Genomic DNA, 21,275 nt, shown 5'->3' on the forward strand with positions numbered 1-21,275 from the left:
CACATCTGGGGCAACAGAAAGGAACCCCCGATGCGTTTCGACCGCGAACCCCTGCGCGACACCACCCTGACCGCCACCAGGACTGAGTTCGGCAACCTGCCCGACTGGGACCTGAGCGATCTCTACCCCGCCCCCGACGCGCCCGAACTCAAGGCCGATCTGGCGGCGCTGGAACAGAAAGCCGCCAGCTTCGCCAGCGATTACGAGGGCAAGCTGGCCTCGCTCGATGCCGCTGCCATGCTGGACTGCATCCGCCGCTATGAGGAGATCGACATCCTCGCCGGGCGCATCATGTCCTATGCCGGCCTGCGCTATTACCAGAACACCACCGACGCCGCCCGCGCCAAGCAGATGTCGGACCTGCAAGCGCAGATCACCGAGATGACCACGCCGCTGGTTTTCTTCAGCCTCGAATTCAACCGCATCCCGGATGCGACCTATGAGGCGGTCTTTACCGCCGAGGGCGGCCCGGCCCGCTACAAGCCCGTCTTCGACCGGATGCGCGCCATGCGCCCCTATCAGCTGTCGGACGAGTTGGAGAAATTCCTGCACGACAATTCCGTCGTCGGCGCCGCCGCCTGGAACCGGCTTTTCGATGAAACCATGGCCGGCCTGGAATTCACCGTCGATGGCGAGACGATGCAGTTGGAAGCCGTCCTGACCCTGCTGACCGATCACGACCGCCCGAAACGAGAGGCCGCCGCCCGTGCCCTGGCCGATGTTTTCGGCAAGAACATCAAGCTTTTTTCACGCGTCCATAACACGCTGGCGAAGGAAAAGGCGGTGGAGGACAAGTGGCGCAAGATGCCCTCGCCCCAGCATGGCAGGCACCTGTCGAACCATGTCGAACCCGAAGTGGTCGAGGCCCTGCGCAACGCCGTAACCACGGCTTACCCCCGCATCTCGCACCGCTATTACGCGCTGAAGGCGCGCTGGCTCGGCCTCGACAAGCTGCAGGTCTGGGACCGCAACGCGCCCTTGCCGACCGAGACACCGAAGACCGTCGATTGGGACGAGGCGAAGGCCACGGTGCTCGATGCCTATGCCGGCTTCTCGCCGAAGCTGGCCGAACTGGCCGAGCCGTTCTTCGATCTTGGCTGGATCGACGCCGCCGTGAAACCCGGCAAGGCGCCCGGCGCCTTCGCGCATCCGACCGTGACCACGGTGCACCCTTATGTGATGCTGAACTATCTCGGCAAACCGCGCGACGTAATGACGCTGGCGCATGAACTGGGCCATGGCGTGCATCAGCGGCTGGCGGCGGGTCAGGGCGAATTGCTGGCCTCGACGCCGCTGACGCTCGCGGAAACCGCATCCGTCTTCGGCGAGATGCTGACCTTCCGCAAGCTGCTGGCCGAAACCACCGACCCGGCACAGAAAAAGGCGCTGCTGGCCGGCAAGGTCGAGGACATGATCAACACGGTCGTCCGCCAGATCAGCTTCTACGATTTCGAGATCCGCCTGCACGCCGCCCGCGCGGAAGGGGAGCTGACGCCCGACGACATCAACGCGATCTGGATGGATGTGGCGACCGAAAGCCTCGGCCCGGCTTTCGAGTTCATGCCGGGCTATGAAACCTTCTGGTCCTATGTGCCCCATTTCGTGCATTCGCCCTTCTACGTCTATGCCTATGCCTTCGGCGACGGGCTGGTGAACGCGCTCTATGCGGCCTACGAGGCCCAGCCCGAAGGCTTCCAGCAGAAATATTTCGACATGCTCTCGGCCGGCGGCTCGAAACATCACAAGGAATTGCTGGCGCCCTTCGGGCTGGACGCCTCGGACCCGGCCTTCTGGGACAAGGGCCTGTCCATGATCGAAGGCTTCATCGACGAGCTGGAGGCGATGGAGGCTTGAATCCTCAACCGCCTGCGCTGCTCCGGCGGCGCAGGCGATGAGGTCTCCGGCACATCCCCGCAACTTTCGGATTTCGCCGCCCCGGCAGATTTAATCGTTCCGTCACCGCGTCGACACGGCATCGTTACATTATCCCGCAATGGATCGCCCGACGTAACCTGACCGGGATAAGACGATGATCCGCCGCACCACCCTGACCTCTGCATTGGCCATTGCCGCCGCGCTGCCCGCCTTCGCCGAACCGACCTTCAACCGCATCGCCAGCTTCGCCACCGCCGAGAACATGGCCGAAGGCGAAGATCGTGCCCGCGAAACCTCGGCCGAGATCATGGCCGTGACCGAAGACGGCAACCGGCTGATCTATTCCGACAGCCCGCTCGGGGTGATCGGGATGATCGACATCAGCGATGCGCGCGCGCCGAAGCCGCTTGGCAATATCCCCATGGAGGGAGAGCCGACCACCACCGTGGTCAAGGGCGACATGGCCTTCGTGGGCGTGAACACCTCGGCCTCCTTCACCGAACCTTCGGGCGTGCTGCGCAGCGTCGATCTGACCAGCAACGACGTGGTGGCAAGCTGCGATCTCGGCGGCCAGCCCGACAGCGTCGCCATCTCGCCCGCCGGCGACATGATCGCCGTCGCCATCGAGAACGAACGTGACGAGGACATCAATGACGGTGCCCTGCCGCAAATGCCGGCAGGCTTTGTGGTCCGCCTGCCCGTCACCGATGGCACGGTCGATTGCGCGGCCATGCAGGTCGTCGAACTGACCGGCCTTGCCGATATCGCGCCCGAGGACCCGGAGCCCGAATTTCTGTCCTTCAACGAGGCCGGCGAACTCGTCGTCACGCTACAGGAAAACAACCATCTCGTTGTCATCGGTGCCGATGGCGCGGTCAGCGCCGATTTCAGCGCCGGCACGGTCGATCTGGATGCAATCGACACTGAGAAGGACGGCAAGATCGAACAGGGCGGCAGCCTCGCCGCCGTGCCCCGCGAACCTGACGCCGTGGCCTGGGTCGATGCCGACCATTTCGTCACCGCGAATGAGGGCGACTGGAACGGTGGCAGCCGCGGCTTCACCATCTGGAACAAGGATGGCTCGGTCGTGTTCGACAGCGGCAATATGCTCGACCACGAGCTGATGCGGATCGGCCACTACCCCGAGGGTCGCTCGGGCAAGAAGGGCGGAGAGCCAGAGGCCGTCATCACCGCCCGCTATGGCGAACAACCGCTGATCTTCGTCGCTTCCGAGCGTGGCAGCATCGTTTTCGTCTTCGACGCCACCGACCCGACCGCGCCGAAGCTGCTGCAATCCCTGCCCTCGGGCATCGGCCCGGAAGGGCTGGTCGCGATCCCGGGCCGGAACCTGTTTGCCACCGCCAACGAAACCGATCTGGGCGAGGATGGCGCCGCCCGCGCCCATGTCATGATCTATGAACGCAGCGAGGCGGCACCGGCCTATCCTACCATCGCCGCCGCTGAAGGCGTGATCGGCTGGGGTGCCCTGTCCGGTCTGGCACCGGATGCGGCCAATCCCGCGACGCTTCATGCCGTCAGCGACAGCGTCTATTCTGCCGCGCCCGCGATCTATACCATCGACGCGTCGAGCCTGCCCGCGCAGATTACCGCCAAGACCATCATCACCCGCGATGGCAGCCCTGCTGAAAAGCTGGACCTCGAAGGCATCGCCACGGATGGCGCGGGCGGGTTCTGGCTGGCCTCGGAAGGCAACAGCGAGAAAGAGGTTCCGCACGCCGTCCTGCATGTCGACGCCTCGGGCGCGATCACCCAGGAATTCGGCCTGCCGGACGCCCTGATGGCGCAAGAAAAGCGCTTCGGCTTCGAGGGCATCGCCCTGATCGACGGCAAGCTCTGGCTGGCGGTGCAGCGTGAATGGGGTGACGATCCCGAAGGTCAGGTGAAGCTGCTGCAACTCGACCCGGCAAGCGGCGAATGGGCCGGCGTCCGCTATCCGCTCGACAAGGGCGAGGGCTGGGTCGGCCTGTCCGAACTGGCCGTGCATGGCGACCACCTCTACCTGATCGAGCGCGACAACCTGATCGGCGATGCGGCGAAGCTGAAGGCCGTGACCCGGGTGGCACTGGCCGATCTGAACCCGGCACCGCTGGATGGCGAATTGCCGCTCGTGAGCAAGGAAACCGTCCGTGACCTGATCCCCGACCTCAAGGGCTGGAACGGCTATGTGCAGGACAAGGTTGAGGGCATGGCCATCACCGAGGACGGCACGGTCTGGATGGTGACCGACAATGACGGGGTCGACGACGCCTCGGGCGAGACCTTCTTCTGGTCGTTCAAGCTGGACTGATCCTGCCACGCATCCGGAAAGGCCCCGTCACGCACGGGGCCTTTTGCGTTGCCGGCAGATCAGGCGATGCCCTCGACAAGGGTGCGCACCGCCTCGCTGGCCGGGTTTTCGGACAGGGCCTCGGGACGGTCGAACTGCACGATGCGGCCGTGATCCATGACCGCGATGCGGTCGGCAAGCGCCCAGGCCTCGCCCCGGTCATGGGTGACCATAATCGCCGCCACCCCGGCCTTGCGTTGCAGGGCCCGCACCTCGCCCCGCAGCGAGTGGCGCACCTGGGTATCGAGCGCGCTGAAGGGTTCGTCCATCAGCAGCAGCCTTGGCCGGATCGCCAGCGCACGGGCCATGGCGACACGCTGGCGCTGCCCGCCGGAAAGCTGCGCCGGAAACCGGTCGGCCAGATGCGGCAGCTCGACCATGTCCAGCAGGTCGGCCACGCGGGTGGCGATCTCGGCGCGGGACGGGCGCGAGGCGGCGGGCATCACCTTCAGCCCGAAGCCGACATTCTCGGCCACGGTCATGTGCCGGAACAGGGCATAGTTCTGGAACACCATGCCGAAATGCCGCTGGCCCGAGGGCAGCCGGGTGATGTCCTCGCCATCCAGCATCAGCCGGCCCTGATCGGCATGGGCCAGACCCGCGACGATGTTCAGAAGCGTCGTCTTGCCCGAACCGGACGGCCCCAGCAGGGCCACGAACTCGCCCGCCTCGACGGTCAGCGAGACGCCCTTGAGGATCTCGGTCTCGCCGATGGACTTGTGGATATCCTGGACTTCCAGCGTCATGGATGGACCTCTCTGGCCGGGCCGAAGCGGTTCAGCAGGCCACGGATGATCAGGGTGACAAGCGCCAGCGCCGTCAGCACCGTGGCGGCGGCGAAGGCGCCGGTGGCATTGTAATCGTTGTAAAGCAGCTCGATCTGCAAAGGCAGCGTCATGGTCCGGCCCCGGATCGCGCCGGAAACCACGCTGACCGCACCGAATTCGCCCATGGCGCGGGCCATGGTCAGCATGGTGCCGTAAGCCAACCCCCAGGAGATATTGGGCAGCACCACATGGCGGAAGATCTGCCAGCCATTCGCGCCAAGCGTCAGCGCCGCCTTTTCCTCGTCCTCGCCCGTCACCATCAACACCGGAAGGATCTCGCGCATGACGAAGGGGCAGGTGATGAACAGCGACACCAGCACGATCCCGGTCAGGTTGAACATCAGCTGGATACCGTAGGGTTCCAGCGCCGCGCCGACCGGGCCATAGGCACCGTAGATCAGCAGGAAGCACAGGCCCACGACGATGGGCGACATGGCGAAGGGCAGCTCGATCAGGATCAGCAGCGCCCGCCGCCCCCAGAAGCGATAGCGCGCCACCAGCCAGGCGGCGGCGGTGCCGAAGACGATGTTCAAGGGCACCACGATTACCGCCGCGACAACGGTCAGGCGGATCGCGGCCAGCGTCTCCGGCTCGATGATGGCGGCGATATAGGCCGCCGCGCCATCGGCAAAGGCACGGGTGAAAATGGCCAGGACCGGCAGCAGCACCATGAGACCCAGGAATGCCAGGGCCAGCCCGATCAGGAACCTGCGCAGCATCGCCTCAACCCTCCCGGTGCAGATAGGCCTGCAGGCGGTGCTGCAGCATGTTGATCGCCACCAGCAGCACCAGCGACAGCCCCAGAAGCGAGCCCGCGATCGCCGCCGCCGCCGGATAGTCGAACTCGTCCAGCCGGATCAGGATCAGCAGCGAGGCGATCTCGGTCTCGTAGGGCATGTTGCCGGCAATGAAGATCACCGCACCGAACTCCCCCAGAGAGCGCACGAAGGACAGCCCCACCCCGGTCAGGACAGAAGGCAGAAGCGGGCGCAGCAGCACCCGCAGGAACAGTTGCGGGCGGCTGGCGCCAAGGGTCAGGGCGGCGGCTTCCTCGGCCGGGTCCAGCTCCTCGATGGCGGGCTGGATGGCGCGCACGGCGAAAGGGATCGAGGTGAAGGTCATCGCGATCACGATCCCCCACCAGGTATAGGCGACCTGCAACCCCATGCTGTCGAGGATGCGGCCCAGCCAGCCCGATTTGTCATAAAGCGCCACAAGCGCGATCCCCGCCACCGCCGTCGGCAGCGCGAAGGGCAGATCGACAAGCGCATCGGCGATGCCGCGCCCCGGAAAGCGATAGCGGGTCAGCACCCAGGCGATGATGAAGCCGAAGACCCCGTTCAGCGCCGTCGCCGCAGCGGCGGCGGTGATGGTGACGCGCAGCGCCGCCAGCACCCGTTCCGAGCCCATGACCCGCAGGTAATCGCCCGGCCCAAGCTGGGCCAGTTGCCAGAACAGCCCGGTCAGCGGCAAAAGCACGATCAGGCACAGAAACAGCAGCGTAATCCCCATGGACAGGGAAAATCCCGGCAGGATCCGGGCTTCGCGGCGGGCAAGCGTTGCCATGATACGGCGTCCTTGACATCGGATGCCCCCGCGCCGGAACGCGGGGGCCGTGGTTCGTTCGGCTTCAGATCAGTTCCGCAGCAGCTTGTCGAGCGTGCCGCCATCGCCGAAATGGGTCTTGCTGGCCTCGTCCCAGCCGCCGAAGACATCCTCGACCGTGACCAGACGCACCTCGGGGAATTGATCCGCCGTGGCTTCGACGACCTCGGGATCATGGACGCGGTTGTTGAACGAGGCGATGATTTCCTGCGCGGGCGTGCTGTAGAGGAAGTTCAGATAGGCTTCCGAGACATCGACCGTGCCACGCTCCTCGGCGACCTTGCGGACCAGGGCCACGGGAAACTCCGCCAGCAGCGACATCGAGGGCACGACACGCTCGTAAGCGCCTTCATCCTCGGCGGCGCGGATGTTTTCCACCTCGGCCTCGAAGGTGATCAGCACATCGCCGATGCTGCGCTCGACAAAGCTGGTGGTGGCACCGCGCCCGCCGGTATCGAAGACCGCGACATTGCCCAGCACCTTGCCGACAAACTCCTGCGCCGCCGCATCGTCACCGCCGAACTTGTCCAGCGCATAGGCATAGGCCGCGAGATAGGTATAGCGCGCATTGCCGCTGGTTTTCGGGTTCGGGAAAACGATGGAGACATCGTCTCGCACCAGATCGTCCCAATCCTCGATCCCCTTCGGGTTGCCGCCACGCACCAGAAAGGCCGGCAGCGAATAATAGGGCGAGGCATTGTTCGGCAGGTCCTGCTGCCAATCCGCATCGACGAAGCCGTTATCGGCCAGCACCTGAACGTCAGTTACCTGATTGAAGGTAACCAGATCCGCCTTCAGCCCCTGCAGGATCGCCCGCGCCTGTTTCGAGGAACCGGCATGGCTCTGCTCGATGGTCAGGGCCTCGCCGGTATTGGTCTTCCATTGTTCGATGAAGGCCGGGTTCAGCTCGGCGTAAAGCTCGCGTGCGATGTCATAGGAGACGTTCAGCAACTGGCGATCCTCGGCCTGGGCGGTGCCGGCAAATCCCGCGAATGCAATCGCAGCAATGCCGAAGCCGCGCCGCAGCAAGCGGGAGGTTTGGAAGAAGGTCATATCGAGGTCCTTTCGGAAGGCTTGTTTGAGCGCAATTGGTGACAATGTTCGCGAATTTGCAATCGCAGCGCATCACATAAGGATGATTTGCCGATCATTTTTCTCAAGCGCGGAATTTTTTCCAGATTTGCAGATTTCGCCCGCAAAGAATTCGCCCCTCTCCCGGTCGCTGCCGCCGCTTCCAGTCGTGACGGGCGGCGCAGGGCTTGCCAACACCTGCGCATCGCCCCAATCTGCGCCCGATTGCTGTCGGATCGGGCCAGAATGTGACTGATGAAACCTGCCCTGAACCGAAGGGCGCCTTGCTGAAAATTCCCGGCTTCAGGCTTTATGTCGTCGCCATCCTGTTCAACTGGCTGGCGATCCAGATCCAGACGGTCGCGGTTGGCTGGCAGGTCTATGACATGACCCGCAATCCCTTCGATCTCGGCCTTGTCGGCCTGTCGCAATTCGCCCCCGCGCTTTGTCTGGTGCTGGTCACCGGGGCCGTGGCCGACCGCTTCTCGCGCCGGCTGGTGATGGGGTTGTGCCTGCTGGTCATGGCATTCGTTTCCGGCACCTTCTGGTGGCTGACCCGTTCGGGCAGCATGGCGGTCACGGCAATCTTCGTGCTGATGGTGGTCTATGGCGCGTCGCGCGCCTTCTATAATCCGACCCGGCAATCGCTGATCGCCAATATCGTGCCGCCGGAACATCTGCCGGGCGCGCTGGCCACCACCAGCACGGCCATGCAGGTGGCGACGATCTGCGGGCCGGTGGCGGGCGGTCTGCTGTACGGGCTGGCGGCAGAGGTCGCCTATGGCACCTCTTTCGTGCTGCTGGCCATTGCCGCCGTTCTGGTGCTGGCGATCCCGAAGCCGGCGCAGAACCGCGCGCCCCGGCGGCGGCAAAGCTGGCAGGACCTGACCGCCGGCTTCAGCTTCATTCGCCAGCGTCCGATCATCCTTGGCGCAATCTCGCTGGATCTTTTCGTGGTTCTTCTGGGCGGCGCCTTCGCGCTGCTGCCGGTTTACGCGCGCGACGTGCTCGACGTCGGCATTTTCGGCCTTGGCGTCCTGCGCGCAGCGCCCGCGATCGGTGCGATTGCCGTCGCGCTGTTGCTGATGGCCCGCCCGATCCGGCGACATGCCGGACGCACCATGTTCGCCTGTGTCGGGCTGTTTTCCTTCGCGACACTGGTCTTCGGCCTGTCGACCCATGTCTGGCTGTCGGTTGCCGCCCTTGTGATCATCGGCGCAACCGATGTGGTCAGCGTCATCATCCGCCAGACGCTGATCCAACTGCACACCCCGGACGAGCTGCGCGGCAGGGTCAGCGCCGTCAACACCGTCTTCATCGGCGCCTCGAACGAGTTGGGAGAGTTCCGGGCCGGCAGCATGGCCGCCCTGTTCGGCCCCGTCGTCGCGGTGGCCGGTGGCGCGCTTGTGTCACTGGGGATCTGCGCCCTGTGGATGCGCCTGTTCCCGACGCTGCGCAATGTCGACACCCTGTCAGCGGACACGTCGCCGCGATAGGCGGGGCGCGTGACAGCCAGACCGAATGTGGCCGCGTCGCTCAGTCAGGCCGTGCGGCAGCCTGACCCCATGCGCCCGCTCCGCCCGCCCGCGCATACTCGACCACCCGGTCGCGCAGCGCCACGGCCAGCGGCGACATTGGCCGGCGCTTCAGGCTGAGCAAGTAATAGGGCGAAACCCGGATCTGGCGGCGCAGACGCAGCGCCCGGAAACCCGCGCTGACCGGGGGCTGGATCAGCAGCTGCGCAACCTCATCCGAGATGGGAGAGACCGCATCGCTCTGCGCCAGATAGGCAATGGTCAGCAGCAATGAGGGACTGTTGACGATATTGCGCGGCTCGCGCAGCCCGACCGCCGCGAAAGCGTCCTGCGTCGCCTCTCGGATCGGGGCGCCGCGCTGCTGCATGATCCATTCGTAATCGGTCAACTCGGTCAGCGTGACCATCGGCGCACGGGCCAGCGGATGACTGCCGCGCACGAGCAGGCTGACCCTCTCATCGCGCATCGGCAGGATCTCCAGATCGCGGCTTTCGAATTCGGGCAGAATGCGGCCAAGGACGAAATCCATCTCTCCGGCCAGAAGATGCCCCAGCAACTCGCGCGAGGGCAGCACATCGATGGTGATATTGGCATCAGGTGCGCGCTGCTTGACCTCGCGAATCGCCGAGACGAGATAGCCGACCGCAGGCCCCGTCACCGAACCGATCCTGACGGTCCCGGCAAACCCGCCGCGCAGGGCAGAGACATCGCTCGCCATGCTGGACAATTCGCGCAGGATGACGCGGGCGCGGCGCAGCACGGTCTGGCCGATCTCGGTCGGGGCCATGCCCTTGGGCTGGCGCAGGAACAGGGGCGCGCCGACCTGCCGCTCGGTTTCAGCCAGCATCCGCGAGGCGGCGGGCTGGGTCATGGCGCAAGCCTCGGCCGCCTGCTGAAGCTGTCCGGTCTCGGCAATCTCGCGGATCAGCCGCAATTGCGCGGGCTTCAGCATCATCCGGGCGGGCGAATTTGGCATATCAATTACGCTATGCAGATTGCGGATAATGTCATTTTACCTGCATGTCGCTGGCTTGCTAGCCTTTCTTCGCGGTCCAAGACGGACTCATGCAAAAGGACAGGGTGGCCGCGCGCCGCCCAAGGGGAGGAACAACATGAAAATCAGAACCGCCGCGGTCGCGCTGGCGATCAGCGTATCCTGGCTTGCCACCGGCACCCTGGCCGAAACCGTCGGCATTTCGATGCCGACGAAATCCTCGGCCCGCTGGATCGACGATGGCAACAACATGGTCAAGCAGTTCCAGGAAGCCGGCTACGAGACCGACCTGCAATATGCCGAGGACGACATCCCGAACCAGCTCGCCCAGGTCGAGAACATGATCACCAAGGGCGTCGACGTTCTGGTGATTGCGGCCATCGACGGCACCACCCTGTCGAACGCGCTCGCGAATGCCGGCGCCGCCGACATCAAGGTGATCGCCTATGACCGCCTGATCCGCGACACGCCGGATGTCAGCTATTACGCCACCTTCGACAACTTCAAGGTCGGGGTCGAGCAGGCGAATTCCCTGGTCAAGGGCCTGAAAGAGCGTTTCCCGGACGTGAAGCCGTGGAATATCGAGCTTTTCGGCGGCAGCCCGGACGACAACAACGCCTATTTCTTCTATGACGGCGCCATGTCGGTGCTGCAACCGCTGATCGACGACGGCTCGGTCGCCGTTCCTTCGGGGCAGGAAGGCATGGACAAGGTCGGCACGTTGCGTTGGGACGGCGCTGTGGCGCAGGCGCGGATGGATAACCTTCTGTCGGCCAACTATACCGACAAGCAGGTTCAGGGCGTGCTGTCGCCCTATGACGGCCTCTCCATCGGCATTCTCTCCTCGCTCAAGGGCGTGGGCTATGGCTCCGGCGACATGCCGATGCCCATCGTCACCGGACAGGATGCCGAGGTGCAATCGGTGAAATCGATCCTCGCGGACGAGCAATATGCCACCGTCTTCAAGGACACCCGAGAACTGGCCCGGGTCACGGTCGGCATGGTCAATGCCATGCTCAAGGGTGAAGAGCCCGAGATCAACGACACCGAGACCTATGACAACGGCGTCAAGGTCGTGCCCTCCTTCCTGCTGGAGCCGGTGCCGGTCGACAAGTCGAACTGGGAAGAGGTCCTGATCGGCTCGGGCTACTACACCGCCGATCAGATCAAGTAATCGCCAACCAGGCCGCCCGGCACGATCCGGGCGGCCCCCTTTCCCAGGGGGATGTCGCCATGACCGCGCTTCTGGAAATGCGCAATATTACCAAGACCTTTCCCGGCGTGAAGGCTTTGGACAATGTCAGCCTCTCGGTCCGCGAGGGCGAAATTCACGCCATCTGCGGCGAGAACGGCGCCGGAAAATCGACCCTGATGAAAGTCCTCTCCGGCGTCTATCCCGCCGGCAGCTACGAGGGCGAAATCCATTACGACGGCAGCGCCGCCGCCTTCCGCTCGATCCGCGACAGCGAAGAACGCGGCATCATCATCATCCACCAGGAACTGGCCCTGGTGCCGCTTCTCTCCATCGCCGAGAATATCTTTCTGGGCAATGAGCGCGCCAAGAGCGGCGTCATCGACTGGCCGGAAACCTTTCGCCTGACCGAAGCCCTGCTGGACAAGGTCGGCCTACGCGAGGCGCCGGGCACCCGCATCGAAAGCCTGGGCGTCGGCAAGCAGCAACTGGTCGAGATCGCCAAGGCGCTGTCGAAGAATGTCCGCCTGCTGATCCTGGACGAGCCGACCGCGGCGCTGTCGGAAAGCGACAGTCAGGCGCTGCTGGACCTGCTTCTGGAACTGAAATCGCAGGGCGTCACCTCGATCATCATCAGCCACAAGCTGAACGAGGTCCGCCGCGTCGCCGACAGCGTCACCGTGATCCGCGACGGTGCCACCATCTCGACCATCGACGCGCGCGGCGGCGACCTGACCGAAGATCGCATCGTCCGCGACATGGTCGGCCGCGACATGGCAAACCGCTATCCCGAGCGCGAACGCCATGCGGGCAAGGTGGTGTTCGAGTTGAAGAACTGGAATGTCTGGCACCCCGAACATGCCGACCGGCAGGTCATCGACGACATCTCGATGACCGTCCGCGCCGGCGAGGTGGTGGGCATCGCCGGCCTGATGGGATCGGGCCGGACCGAGCTCGCCATGAGCATTTTCGGGCGCTCCTATGGTCGCAAGATCTCGGGCGAGGTCATGATGCATGGCAAGCCCGCCGATGTCTCGACCGTGGACCGCGCCATCGCCGCCGGCCTCGCCTATGTGACCGAGGACCGCAAGACCCTCGGGCTGATCCTGGAAGACACGATCCGGCGCAATACGGTTCTGGCGAACCTGCCCGGCATTTCCCAGCGCGGCGTGATCGACGAAAGCCGCGAGACCGAGGTGGCCGAGGAATATCGCCGCGCGCTCAGCATCCGCACGCCCTCGGTCTTCCAGAAGGTGATGAACCTCTCGGGCGGGAACCAGCAGAAGGTGGTGCTGTCGAAATGGCTGTTCACCGAACCCGAACTGCTGATCCTCGACGAGCCGACGCGCGGCATCGACGTTGGCGCGAAATATGAAATCTACAGCATCATCAACGATCTCAGCGCGGCCGGGAAGGCCGTCATCATGATCTCGTCGGAAATGCCCGAGCTTCTGGGCATGTGCGACCGCATCCATGTGATGAACGAGGGCCGTTTCCTGGGCGAACTTCAGGCCGCAGAGGCCAGCCAGGAAGCCATCATGTCGCTGATCGTCAGAGAATAAGGGGGGGCAATGGAACAAACCGAAAAAGCCGCAGAGGGGGCCGGGATCGGCGCCTATATCGGCAAGCATATCCGCGATTACGGGCTGCTTTTCGCGCTGATCGCGATCATGGCCTTCTTCCAGATCGTCACCGGCGGCGTGCTCTTGCGGCCGGTGAACATCACCAACCTGTTCCTGCAGAACAGCTATATCATCATCATGGCGCTTGGCATGTTGATGGTGATCGTGGCCGGGCATATCGACCTTTCGGTCGGCTCGGTCATGGGCTTCGTCGGCGCATTGGCGGCGGTGATGATCGTCAACTGGGACGTGCCCGTCTTCATCGCGGTGATCGTCAGCCTGGTCTGCGGGGCGGCCATCGGCGCGGCGCAGGGCTATTTCGTCGCCTATTGGAAGATCCCCTCCTTCATCGTCACGCTGGCCGGGATGCTGGTCTTTCGCGGGCTGTCGCTGTGGCTGCTGGCCGGGCAATCGGTCGGGCCGTTTCCGTCCAGCTTCCAGTCGCTCGCCAATGGCTTCATCCCCGACCCGTTCGGGGCCGACAAGCCGAACCTGCTGGCCATTCTGGTCGGTGTCGTCACCGTCCTGATCCTGGTCTGGCTGGGCCTGCGCAATCGCGCCCGCAACACCCGCTACGGGATCGAGGACGAGCCTTACGGCCTGTTCGTCGCCCGTAATGCCATCGTCGCGGCGGCGCTGCTGTTCGTGACCTGGAAACTGGCCTGGTTCCGGGGCCTGCCGAATGTAATGCTGTCGATGGTCGTGCTGACCGTCGTCTATGTCTTCATCACCGAGCGCACGACACTTGGTCGGCGCGTCTATGCCGTCGGCGGCAATGCCAAGGCGGCGAAGCTTTCCGGCATCAGGACCGAGCGGCTGACCTTCCTGACCTTCGTGAACATGGGCTTTCTGGCCGCACTTGGCGGGCTGGTCTATGCGGCGCGGCTGAACACGGCGACGCCGAAAGCGGGCTTCGCGGTCGAACTCGACGTGATCGCGGCGGTCTTCATCGGCGGCGCTTCCATGGCCGGCGGCTCTGGCAAGATCGTCGGCGCGGTGGTCGGCGCCTTCATCATGGGCGTGATGAATAACGGCATGTCGATCCTCGGCATCGGCATCGACTACCAGCAGGTCATCAAGGGTCTGGTGCTGCTCGCCGCCGTCTTCTTCGATGTCTACAACAAGAACAAGGAAGCCTGACCATGCACCTGTCGCAACTGACCCTGCCCGGCGGCCTTCGTGGCGTCGCCGCCCGCGAGGGCGAGGCGGCCTGGCTGGTGCCCGGCGCGGCCAGCACGCTCGGGCTCGCGCAATCCGCCATCGCCGCCGGTCGCAGCCTGGCCGAAGAGGTCGCCTCGCGCGGCAAGGGCGAGGCCGTCGATCTGGCGGCGGCCCTGTCCGAAGGCCGGATACTGCTGCCCGTCGATCACCCCGACCCGGCGCATCTGCACCTGACCGGGACCGGGCTGACGCATCTGGGTTCTGCTTCCACCCGCGACGCGATGCACCAGAAGGCCGATCCGGCAGATCTGACCGACAGCATGAAGATGTTCCGCATGGGTCTGGAAGGCGGCCGGCCCGAGGCCGGCGGCATCGGCGCGCAGCCGGAATGGTTCTACAAGGGCAATGGCCATGCCGCCGTGACCCCCGGCGCCGCCCTTGCCAGCCCCGGCTTCGGCCTCGACGCGGGCGAGGAACCCGAGATCGCCGGCATCTACCTGATCGGCCCCGATGGCACGCCGTTTCGGCTGGGCTTCGCGCTCGGCAACGAATTCTCGGACCATGTGACGGAACGCGGCAATTACCTCTGGCTCGCGCATTCCAAGCTGCGCCCGGCCAGCTTCGGCCCGGAACTGCTGCTCGGCCCCCTGCCCGAGCATGTCGAGGGCTCCAGCCGGGTGATCCGCGACGGCGAGGTGATCTGGGAAAAACCGTTCCTCTCGGGCGAGGCGAACATGTCCCACAGCCTCGCCAATCTGGAACATCACCATTTCAAATATGACCTGTTCCGCCAGCCCGGCGACCTGCATGTGCATTTCTTCGGCACCGCCACGCTCTCCTTCGCCGACGGTATCGCCACCCGGCCCGGCGACCGCTTCGAGATCGCCTGCGACGCCTTCGGCCTGCCGCTGACGAACCCCCTGACCCAGCAACAAGACAGCGCCGCCGCCGTCGCCGTCCAACCCCTGTAAGGCCCGATCATGAGCTTCAAACCCGCCCAATGGCCCCGCAAGCTGCGCTCTCAGGAATGGTTCGGCGGCACCTCGCGCGACAATATCTACCATCGCGGCTGGTTGAAGAATCAAGGCTATCCGCATGACCTGTTCGACGGTCGCCCGGTCATCGGCATCCTCAATACCTGGTCCGACCTGACGCCCTGCAACGGCCATCTGCGCGAACTGGCCGAGAAGGTGAAGGCCGGCGTGTGGGAGGCGGGCGGCTTCCCGGTCGAAGTGCCGGTCTTCTCGGCAAGCGAAAACACCTTCCGGCCCACGGCGATGATGTTTCGCAACCTCGCCGCACTGGCGATCGAGGAACAGATCCGCGGTCAGCCGATGGATGGCGCGGTGCTGCTGGTCGGCTGCGACAAGACCACGCCCAGCCTGCTGATGGCGGCGGCCTCGACCGACATTCCCTCGATCATCGTGACCGGCGGGCCGATGCTGAACGGCTATTTCCGGGGCGAGCGGGTCGGCTCCGGCACCCATCTGTGGAAATTCTCCGAGGCCGTAAAGGCCGGCGAGATGACGCAGGAGGAGTTTCTGGAAGCCGAACAGTCGATGAGTCGCTCTTCCGGGACCTGCAACACCATGGGCACGGCCTCGACCATGGCCTCGATGGCCGAGGCGCTTGGCATGGCGCTTTCCGGCAATGCCGCGATCCCGGCCGTGGACAGCCGCCGCCGGGTGATGGCGCAACTGTCCGGGCGGCGCATCGTGCAGATGGTCAAGGACGATCTGAAACCTTCCGACATCCTGACCAAGCCGGCCTTCGAGAACGCCATCCGCACCAATGGCGCCATCGGCGGCTCGACCAATGCGGTCATTCACCTGCTGGCGCTCGCGGGCCGGGTCGGCGTCGATGTAACGCTGGACGACTGGGACCGCTGCGGGCGCGACGTGGCCACCATCGTGAACCTCATGCCCTCGGGCAAATACCTGATGGAAGAATTCTTCTATGCCGGCGGCCTGCCGGTGGTGCTGAAACGTCTGGGCGAAGGCGGGCAGTTGCACAAGGACGCGCTGACCGTCAGCGGCCAGACGATCTGGGACGAGGTCAAGGATGTCGTCAACCACAACGAGGACGTGATCCTGCCTCTGGACAGGGCGCTGACCGATCACGGCGGTATCGCGGTCCTGCGCGGCAATCTGGCACCCAAGGGGGCGGTGCTGAAACCTTCCGCCGCCAGCGAGCACCTGCTGAGCCATCGCGGCCGCGCCGTCGTCTTCGAGGATATCGACGATTACAAGGCCCGGATCGAGGACGAGGCCCTCGATATCGACGAGACCTGCATCATGGTGCTGAAGAATTGCGGCCCGAAAGGCTATCCCGGCATGTCCGAGGTCGGCAATATGGGCCTGCCGCCCAAGGTTCTGCGCAAGGGCATCACCGACATGGTGCGGATCTCGGATGCGCGCATGTCCGGCACGGCCTACGGCACCGTGGTGCTGCATACCTCGCCCGAGGCGGCGGCGGGCGGGCCGCTGGCGGTGGTGCGCGACGGCGACATGATCGAGCTGGACGTGCCGAACCGGCGGCTGCATCTGGACGTGTCCGATGAAGACCTCGCTGCGCGCCTTGCGGCGTGGAAGCCCGGCCATGAACAGGCCGAAAGCGGCTATGCCTGGCTGCACCAGCAGCATGTGATGGGCGCCGATACCGGGGCGGATCTGGACTTCCTGAAAGGCTGCCGGGGCAATCCGGTCGGCAAGGACAGCCACTGATGGCGGGACCGGCAAAAATCGCGCTTGTCGGCATCGGCAAGATCGCCCTCGACCAGCATGTGCCCGCGCTCGCCGCCAGCCCGGATTGGGATCTTGCGGCGACGGTCAGCCGTCATGGCCGCGTCGAGGGCGTCGAGGCTTTCACCGGGATCGCCGACATGCTGGCCGCCCGGCCAGAGATCGGCACGGTCAGCCTTTGCCTGCCGCCGGCGCCGCGTTTCGAGGTGGCGCAGGCGGTGCTGGCGGCGGGGCGCAACCTGATGCTGGAAAAGCCGCCCGGCGCGACACTGGCCGAGGTGCATATCCTTCAGGACATGGCCCGCGCCGCCGGGGTCAGCCTGTTCGCGACATGGCACAGCCGCATGGCCCGCGCCGTGGCACAGGCAAGGCGCTGGCTGGCCGACAGCACCGTCAGCAAGGGCCGCATCATCTGGCGCGAGGATGTGCGCAAATGGCATCCCGGCCAGGACTGGATTTTCGAGGCCGGCGGCATGGGCGTCTTCGATCCGGGCATCAACGCACTCTCGATCATGACCGAGATCCTGCCCGACCCGCTTCGCCTTCAGGGCGCGGAACTCGACGTGCCGGCCAATCGTCAGGCCCCCATCGCCGCGCGGCTGGATTTCGCCGGCGGCATCACCGCGGATTTCGACTTCCGTCAGGAAGGCCCGCAGACCTGGGATATCGAACTCGACACCGACAAGGGCCGGCTGGCGCTGCGCATGGGCGGCAACCGGCTGGAAATCGACGGCATCGCTGCCGGCGGCGAAGACGACATCATGGGCGAATATCCGGCCCTTTACGCGCGCATGGCCGAACTGGTCCGCGACCGCGCCTCGGATGTCGATCTGGCACCAATGGTGCTGGTCGCCGACGCTTTCACTCTGGGACGGCGCAACAGCACCGACCCTTTCGAATTCTGACGGCAGCCGAGGGACAGGCAGTCGCAGATCCGGGGCGCGCGCGCACGCACGCTCACACGTCAAGGGCGCGCCCCGGCACGGCAACCAAGGGAGGACATTATGAAACTCAATATTCTGACCATGACCACAGCCGCATTGGCGCTGAGCGCCGGCACCGCCTTCGCCGAAGGCGAGGTGATCGGCTTTTCGCAGATCGGTTCCGAATCCGGCTGGCGCGCGGCGGAAACCACGCTGACCAAAAGCCAGGCCGAGGAACGCGGCTATCAGCTGCAATTCTCGGATGCGCAGCAGAAGCAGGAAAACCAGATCGCCGCGATCCGGTCCTTCATCGCGCAGGGGGTGGATGCGATCCTGCTGGCCCCGGTCGTCGCCACCGGCTGGGATTCGGTGCTGGAAGAAGCCAGGGAGGCCGAGATTCCGGTCGTCCTTCTCGACCGTCAGGTCGACAGCAGCGACGATCTTTACCTGACCGCCGTCGGCTCGAACCTCGTCCACGAGGGCGAGGTCGCGGGCGGCTGGCTGGCCGAGACCGTGGGCGATCAGCCCTGCCGCATCGTCGAATTGCAGGGCACCACCGGCTCCAGCCCGGCCATCGACCGCAAGACCGGCTTCGAGAATGCGATCAAGGGGCATGACAACCTTGAAATCGTGCGCAGCCAGACCGGCGATTTCACCCGCGCCCAGGGCAAGGAAGTGATGGAAAGCTTCCTGCAGGCCGAAAACGGCGGCGCCGATATCTGCGCGCTCTACGCCCATAACGACGACATGGCCGTGGGTGCGATTCAGGCGATCAAGGAAGCCGGGCTGAAACCGGGCGAGGATATTCTGGTCGTCTCCATCGACGGGGTGCCGGATCTGTTTCAGGCCATGGCAGCGGGCGAGGCCAATGCCACGGTCGAGTTGACGCCCAACATGGCCGGCCCGGCCTTCGACGCGCTGGAAGCCTATTGGGCCGATGGCACCGCGCCCGAGAAATTCATCCAGACCGAATCGAAGCTCTATACCCAGGCCGACGATCCGGCCGGCGAATACGAGCGCCGCAAGGGCCTCGGCTATTAAGCACGGATGCCGGGCCGCCGCGCGCGGCCCGGTCCCCCAGAAGGGAGGAAGGCCATGCTGCTGTCGATCCGGTCCCTGACCAAGATTTTTCCCGGCACCCGCGCGCTCGATGCGGTGGATTTCGACCTGCGCGCCGGCGAGGTCCATGCCCTCCTGGGCGAAAACGGCGCCGGCAAGTCGACGCTGATCAAATGCCTGACCGGCGCCTATCGCCGCGATGCCGGCACCGTCACGCTGGACGGCGCGGCCATCGACCCGCGCTCGACCGTCGAGGCGCAGATGCTGGGCATCAGCACCGTCTATCAGGAGGTCAATCTTCTGCCCAACCTGACCGTGGCGCAGAACCTCATCTTCGGGCGCGAACCGCGCCGCTTCGGGCTGATCGACAGCCGCGCCATGCGGGCCGAGGCGCGCGCATTGCTGGGCCAATACGGCCTCGATCTGGACGTGGACCGCGATCTCGGCAGCTATTCCGTGGCCATCCAGCAGATCATCGCCATCGCCCGCGCGGTCTCGCTTTCGGGCAAGGTGCTGATCCTCGACGAACCCACCGCCAGCCTCGATGCCGCCGAGGTGCGGATGGTCTTCGACGTGGTCCGGGGTCTGCGCGAACGCGGGCTTGGCATCGTCTTCGTCTCGCATTTCCTCGATCAGGTCTTCGATCTGACCGACCGGGTCACGGTGCTGCGCAACGGCCAGAAGATCGTGACCGAAAACACCGCCGATCTGGACCGGGTGCGGCTGATCGAACATATGCTGGGCCGGGCGCTGGAAGACGAGGTCGCCACCCATCGCGGCGGTACCGACGACGGCACCCACCCCCCGCTTCTGCATTTCACCGGCTTCGGTCGGCGCGGCCGCATCGCGCCCTTCGACCTGACGATCGGCAAGGGCGAGGTCGTGGGCCTCGCCGGGCTGCTCGGCTCTGGCCGCACCGAAAGCGCCGAGCTGATGTTCGGCACACCCCCCGCCCAGCAGGGCGCGGCGCAGGACGATGCCGGCCCGCTCGATCTCGCATCCCCGCGCGCGGCCATCGCGGCGGGCTTCGGCTTCGTGCCCGAGGATCGCAAGACAGATGGCATCGTGGCCGACCTGTCCATCCGCGAAAACATCGTCCTCGGGCTACAGGCGGCGCGCGGCTGGTCCCGCCCGATCCCGCGTGCCGAACAGAACCGGCTGGCCGCCGAGTTCATCGAACGGCTCGACATCCGCACCTCCGGCCCGGAAAAGCCCATCGGCGAATTGTCCGGCGGCAACCAGCAGAAGGTGGTTCTGGCCCGCTGGCTGGCGATGAACCCGCGCTTCCTGATCCTCGACGAGCCGACGCGGGGCATAGATGTCGGCGCCCATGCGGAAATCCTGCACCTGATCGGCGATTTGACCCGGGCCGGCATGTCCGTCCTCGTCATCAGCAGCGAGATTGACGAGCTGGTCGCCGTCTCCGACCGCGTCATCGTCCTGCGCGACCGCCGCCATGTCGCCGAACTGGCCGGCGCGCGCGTCACCGGGGACGAGATCATGCGCGCCATCGCCAGCGAAGACAGCGAGGGGGCGGCCGCATGACAATGTTGAAACGCATCGCCCCGCAACTGATCGCGCTTGCCGCGCTCATGGCACTGGTGACGCTGTTCTTTCCCGGATTCCTGAACATCTCGGTCAATGATGGCCGGCTGGTCGGGCCGCTGATCGACGTGCTGAAACGCGGCGCACCGGTGGCGCTTCTGGCCATCGGCATGACGCTGGTCATTGCCACGCGCGGGATCGACCTGTCGGTCGGCACCACCATGGCGATCTGCGGCGCGGTCGCCGCCTCGGCCATTGCCGGCGGCTGGGGGCTGGTCCCGGCGCTGATCCTCGCACTGGCGGCAGGCGCGCTTGCCGGGCTCTGGAACGGGGTTCTGGTCGCGGTGATCGGCATCCAGCCCTTCGTCGCCACACTGATCCTGATGACCATGGGGCGCGGCATCGCACAACTGATTACCGAGGGCCGCATCCTCACCTTCACCGATCCGGGCTTCGCCTTCTTCGGCTCGGGCGCGGTGCTGGGCCTGCCGGTCCCGGCCTGGCTGTGGATGCTGACCGGGCTGGGGGTGATCCTGCTGATGCGCCGCACCGCCCTTGGCCTGCTGGTCGAATCCATCGGCATCAACCGCCGCGCCAGCGCCCTGGCCGGGGTCAATGCGACGGTGCTGCTGATGGCGGTCTATGTCGCCTCGGGGCTCTGCGCGGCACTGGCGGGGGGGGGGGGGGGCCCCCCCCCCCGCCCGGCCGCGGCCCACAAAGCCCGCCCCCCGCCCGGGGCTGGCGCCCCCCCCGCCCCGGGGGACGGGCGCCCCACCCC

At 65.5% G+C, this 21,275-nt stretch carries 17 protein-coding genes; 12 read left to right on the plus strand and 5 right to left on the minus strand.

Features of this window, described 5'->3' with window-relative positions; translation table 11 throughout:
- Positions 1–30 precede the first annotated feature (30 nt).
- Positions 31–1,854, plus strand: coding sequence for a M3 family oligoendopeptidase (locus tag Q0330_RS10605; RefSeq protein ID WP_299478507.1), 1,824 nt, complete (start codon positions 31–33; stop codon positions 1,852–1,854).
- Positions 1,855–2,029: 175 nt separating this feature from the next.
- Positions 2,030–4,183, plus strand: a complete 2,154-nt coding sequence (locus Q0330_RS10610; RefSeq protein ID WP_299478510.1) for an esterase-like activity of phytase family protein — start codon at positions 2,030–2,032, stop codon at positions 4,181–4,183.
- A 59-nt stretch (positions 4,184–4,242) separates the two neighbouring features.
- Here Q0330_RS10610 and Q0330_RS10615 read toward each other — a convergent pair whose 3' ends face one another.
- The 4 genes from Q0330_RS10615 to cysP all read right to left on the minus strand — a co-directional run bounded on the left by Q0330_RS10615 (position 4,243) and on the right by cysP (position 7,707).
- Positions 4,243–4,968: an ABC transporter ATP-binding protein gene (locus Q0330_RS10615; protein ID WP_299478513.1), complete on the minus strand. Its 726-nt coding sequence runs from the start codon at positions 4,966–4,968 to the stop codon at positions 4,243–4,245.
- Positions 4,965–5,768 carry a sulfate ABC transporter permease subunit CysW gene (gene cysW, locus Q0330_RS10620; RefSeq protein ID WP_299478516.1) on the minus strand — a complete coding sequence of 268 codons (804 nt, stop codon included), beginning with the start codon at positions 5,766–5,768 and terminating at the stop codon, positions 4,965–4,967. The genes Q0330_RS10615 and cysW overlap by 4 nt, the downstream gene beginning before the upstream one ends.
- A 4-nt stretch (positions 5,769–5,772) precedes the next feature.
- Positions 5,773–6,615 (minus strand): sulfate ABC transporter permease subunit CysT, encoded by an 843-nt coding sequence (cysT, locus tag Q0330_RS10625; protein WP_299478519.1) that lies wholly within the window; start codon positions 6,613–6,615, stop codon positions 5,773–5,775.
- 69 nt (positions 6,616–6,684) lie between these two features.
- Entirely contained in the window at positions 6,685–7,707 is a 1,023-nt protein-coding gene (cysP, locus tag Q0330_RS10630; protein ID WP_299478522.1) for a thiosulfate ABC transporter substrate-binding protein CysP, read from the minus strand.
- A 266-nt stretch (positions 7,708–7,973) separates the two neighbouring features.
- Between cysP and Q0330_RS10635 the strand changes: the two genes are divergently transcribed.
- On the plus strand, positions 7,974–9,221 hold the full coding sequence (locus Q0330_RS10635) for an MFS transporter (protein WP_299478525.1): 1,248 nt from the start codon (positions 7,974–7,976) through the stop codon (positions 9,219–9,221).
- A 40-nt stretch (positions 9,222–9,261) separates the two neighbouring features.
- Here the strand turns inward: Q0330_RS10635 and Q0330_RS10640 are convergent, their stop codons facing one another.
- Positions 9,262–10,236 (minus strand): LysR family transcriptional regulator, encoded by a 975-nt coding sequence (locus Q0330_RS10640; RefSeq protein WP_299478528.1) that lies wholly within the window; start codon positions 10,234–10,236, stop codon positions 9,262–9,264.
- 136 nt (positions 10,237–10,372) lie between these two features.
- On the opposite strand from Q0330_RS10640, the gene chvE reads away from it, so the two are divergent.
- The 9 genes from chvE to Q0330_RS10685 all read left to right on the plus strand — a co-directional run.
- Positions 10,373–11,428, plus strand: a complete 1,056-nt coding sequence (gene chvE / locus Q0330_RS10645) for a multiple monosaccharide ABC transporter substrate-binding protein (protein WP_299478531.1) — start codon at positions 10,373–10,375, stop codon at positions 11,426–11,428.
- A 59-nt stretch (positions 11,429–11,487) separates the two neighbouring features.
- The gene (mmsA, locus tag Q0330_RS10650) at positions 11,488–13,008 is read left to right on the plus strand and encodes a multiple monosaccharide ABC transporter ATP-binding protein (protein WP_299478534.1); all 1,521 of its coding nucleotides are present in this window, start codon (positions 11,488–11,490) and stop codon (positions 13,006–13,008) included.
- 9 nt (positions 13,009–13,017) lie between these two features.
- Entirely contained in the window at positions 13,018–14,208 is a 1,191-nt protein-coding gene (gene mmsB, locus Q0330_RS10655; RefSeq protein ID WP_299478537.1) for a multiple monosaccharide ABC transporter permease, read from the plus strand.
- 2 nt (positions 14,209–14,210) lie between these two features.
- Entirely contained in the window at positions 14,211–15,200 is a 990-nt protein-coding gene (araD1, locus tag Q0330_RS10660; RefSeq protein ID WP_299478540.1) for an AraD1 family protein, read from the plus strand.
- Positions 15,201–15,209: 9 nt separating this feature from the next.
- Positions 15,210–16,952 (plus strand): L-arabinonate dehydratase, encoded by a 1,743-nt coding sequence (araD, locus tag Q0330_RS10665; RefSeq protein ID WP_299478543.1) that lies wholly within the window; start codon positions 15,210–15,212, stop codon positions 16,950–16,952.
- Positions 16,952–17,875, plus strand: a complete 924-nt coding sequence (locus Q0330_RS10670; protein WP_299478546.1) for a Gfo/Idh/MocA family oxidoreductase — start codon at positions 16,952–16,954, stop codon at positions 17,873–17,875. Before araD ends, Q0330_RS10670 begins: the two co-directional genes overlap by 1 nt.
- 99 nt (positions 17,876–17,974) lie before the next feature.
- The gene (ytfQ, locus tag Q0330_RS10675) at positions 17,975–18,934 is read left to right on the plus strand and encodes a galactofuranose ABC transporter, galactofuranose-binding protein YtfQ (RefSeq protein WP_299478549.1); all 960 of its coding nucleotides are present in this window, start codon (positions 17,975–17,977) and stop codon (positions 18,932–18,934) included.
- 54 nt (positions 18,935–18,988) lie between these two features.
- The gene (locus tag Q0330_RS10680; protein ID WP_299478552.1) at positions 18,989–20,497 is read left to right on the plus strand and encodes a sugar ABC transporter ATP-binding protein; all 1,509 of its coding nucleotides are present in this window, start codon (positions 18,989–18,991) and stop codon (positions 20,495–20,497) included.
- On the plus strand, positions 20,494–21,275 hold a 782-nt coding region (locus Q0330_RS10685), incomplete at its 3' end, for an ABC transporter permease (RefSeq protein WP_299478555.1). The genes Q0330_RS10680 and Q0330_RS10685, both read left to right, overlap by 4 nt.

Origin of the sequence: uncultured Paracoccus sp., from assembly GCF_937873615.1 — a bacterium.
Lineage (GTDB): Bacteria > Pseudomonadota > Alphaproteobacteria > Rhodobacterales > Rhodobacteraceae > Paracoccus.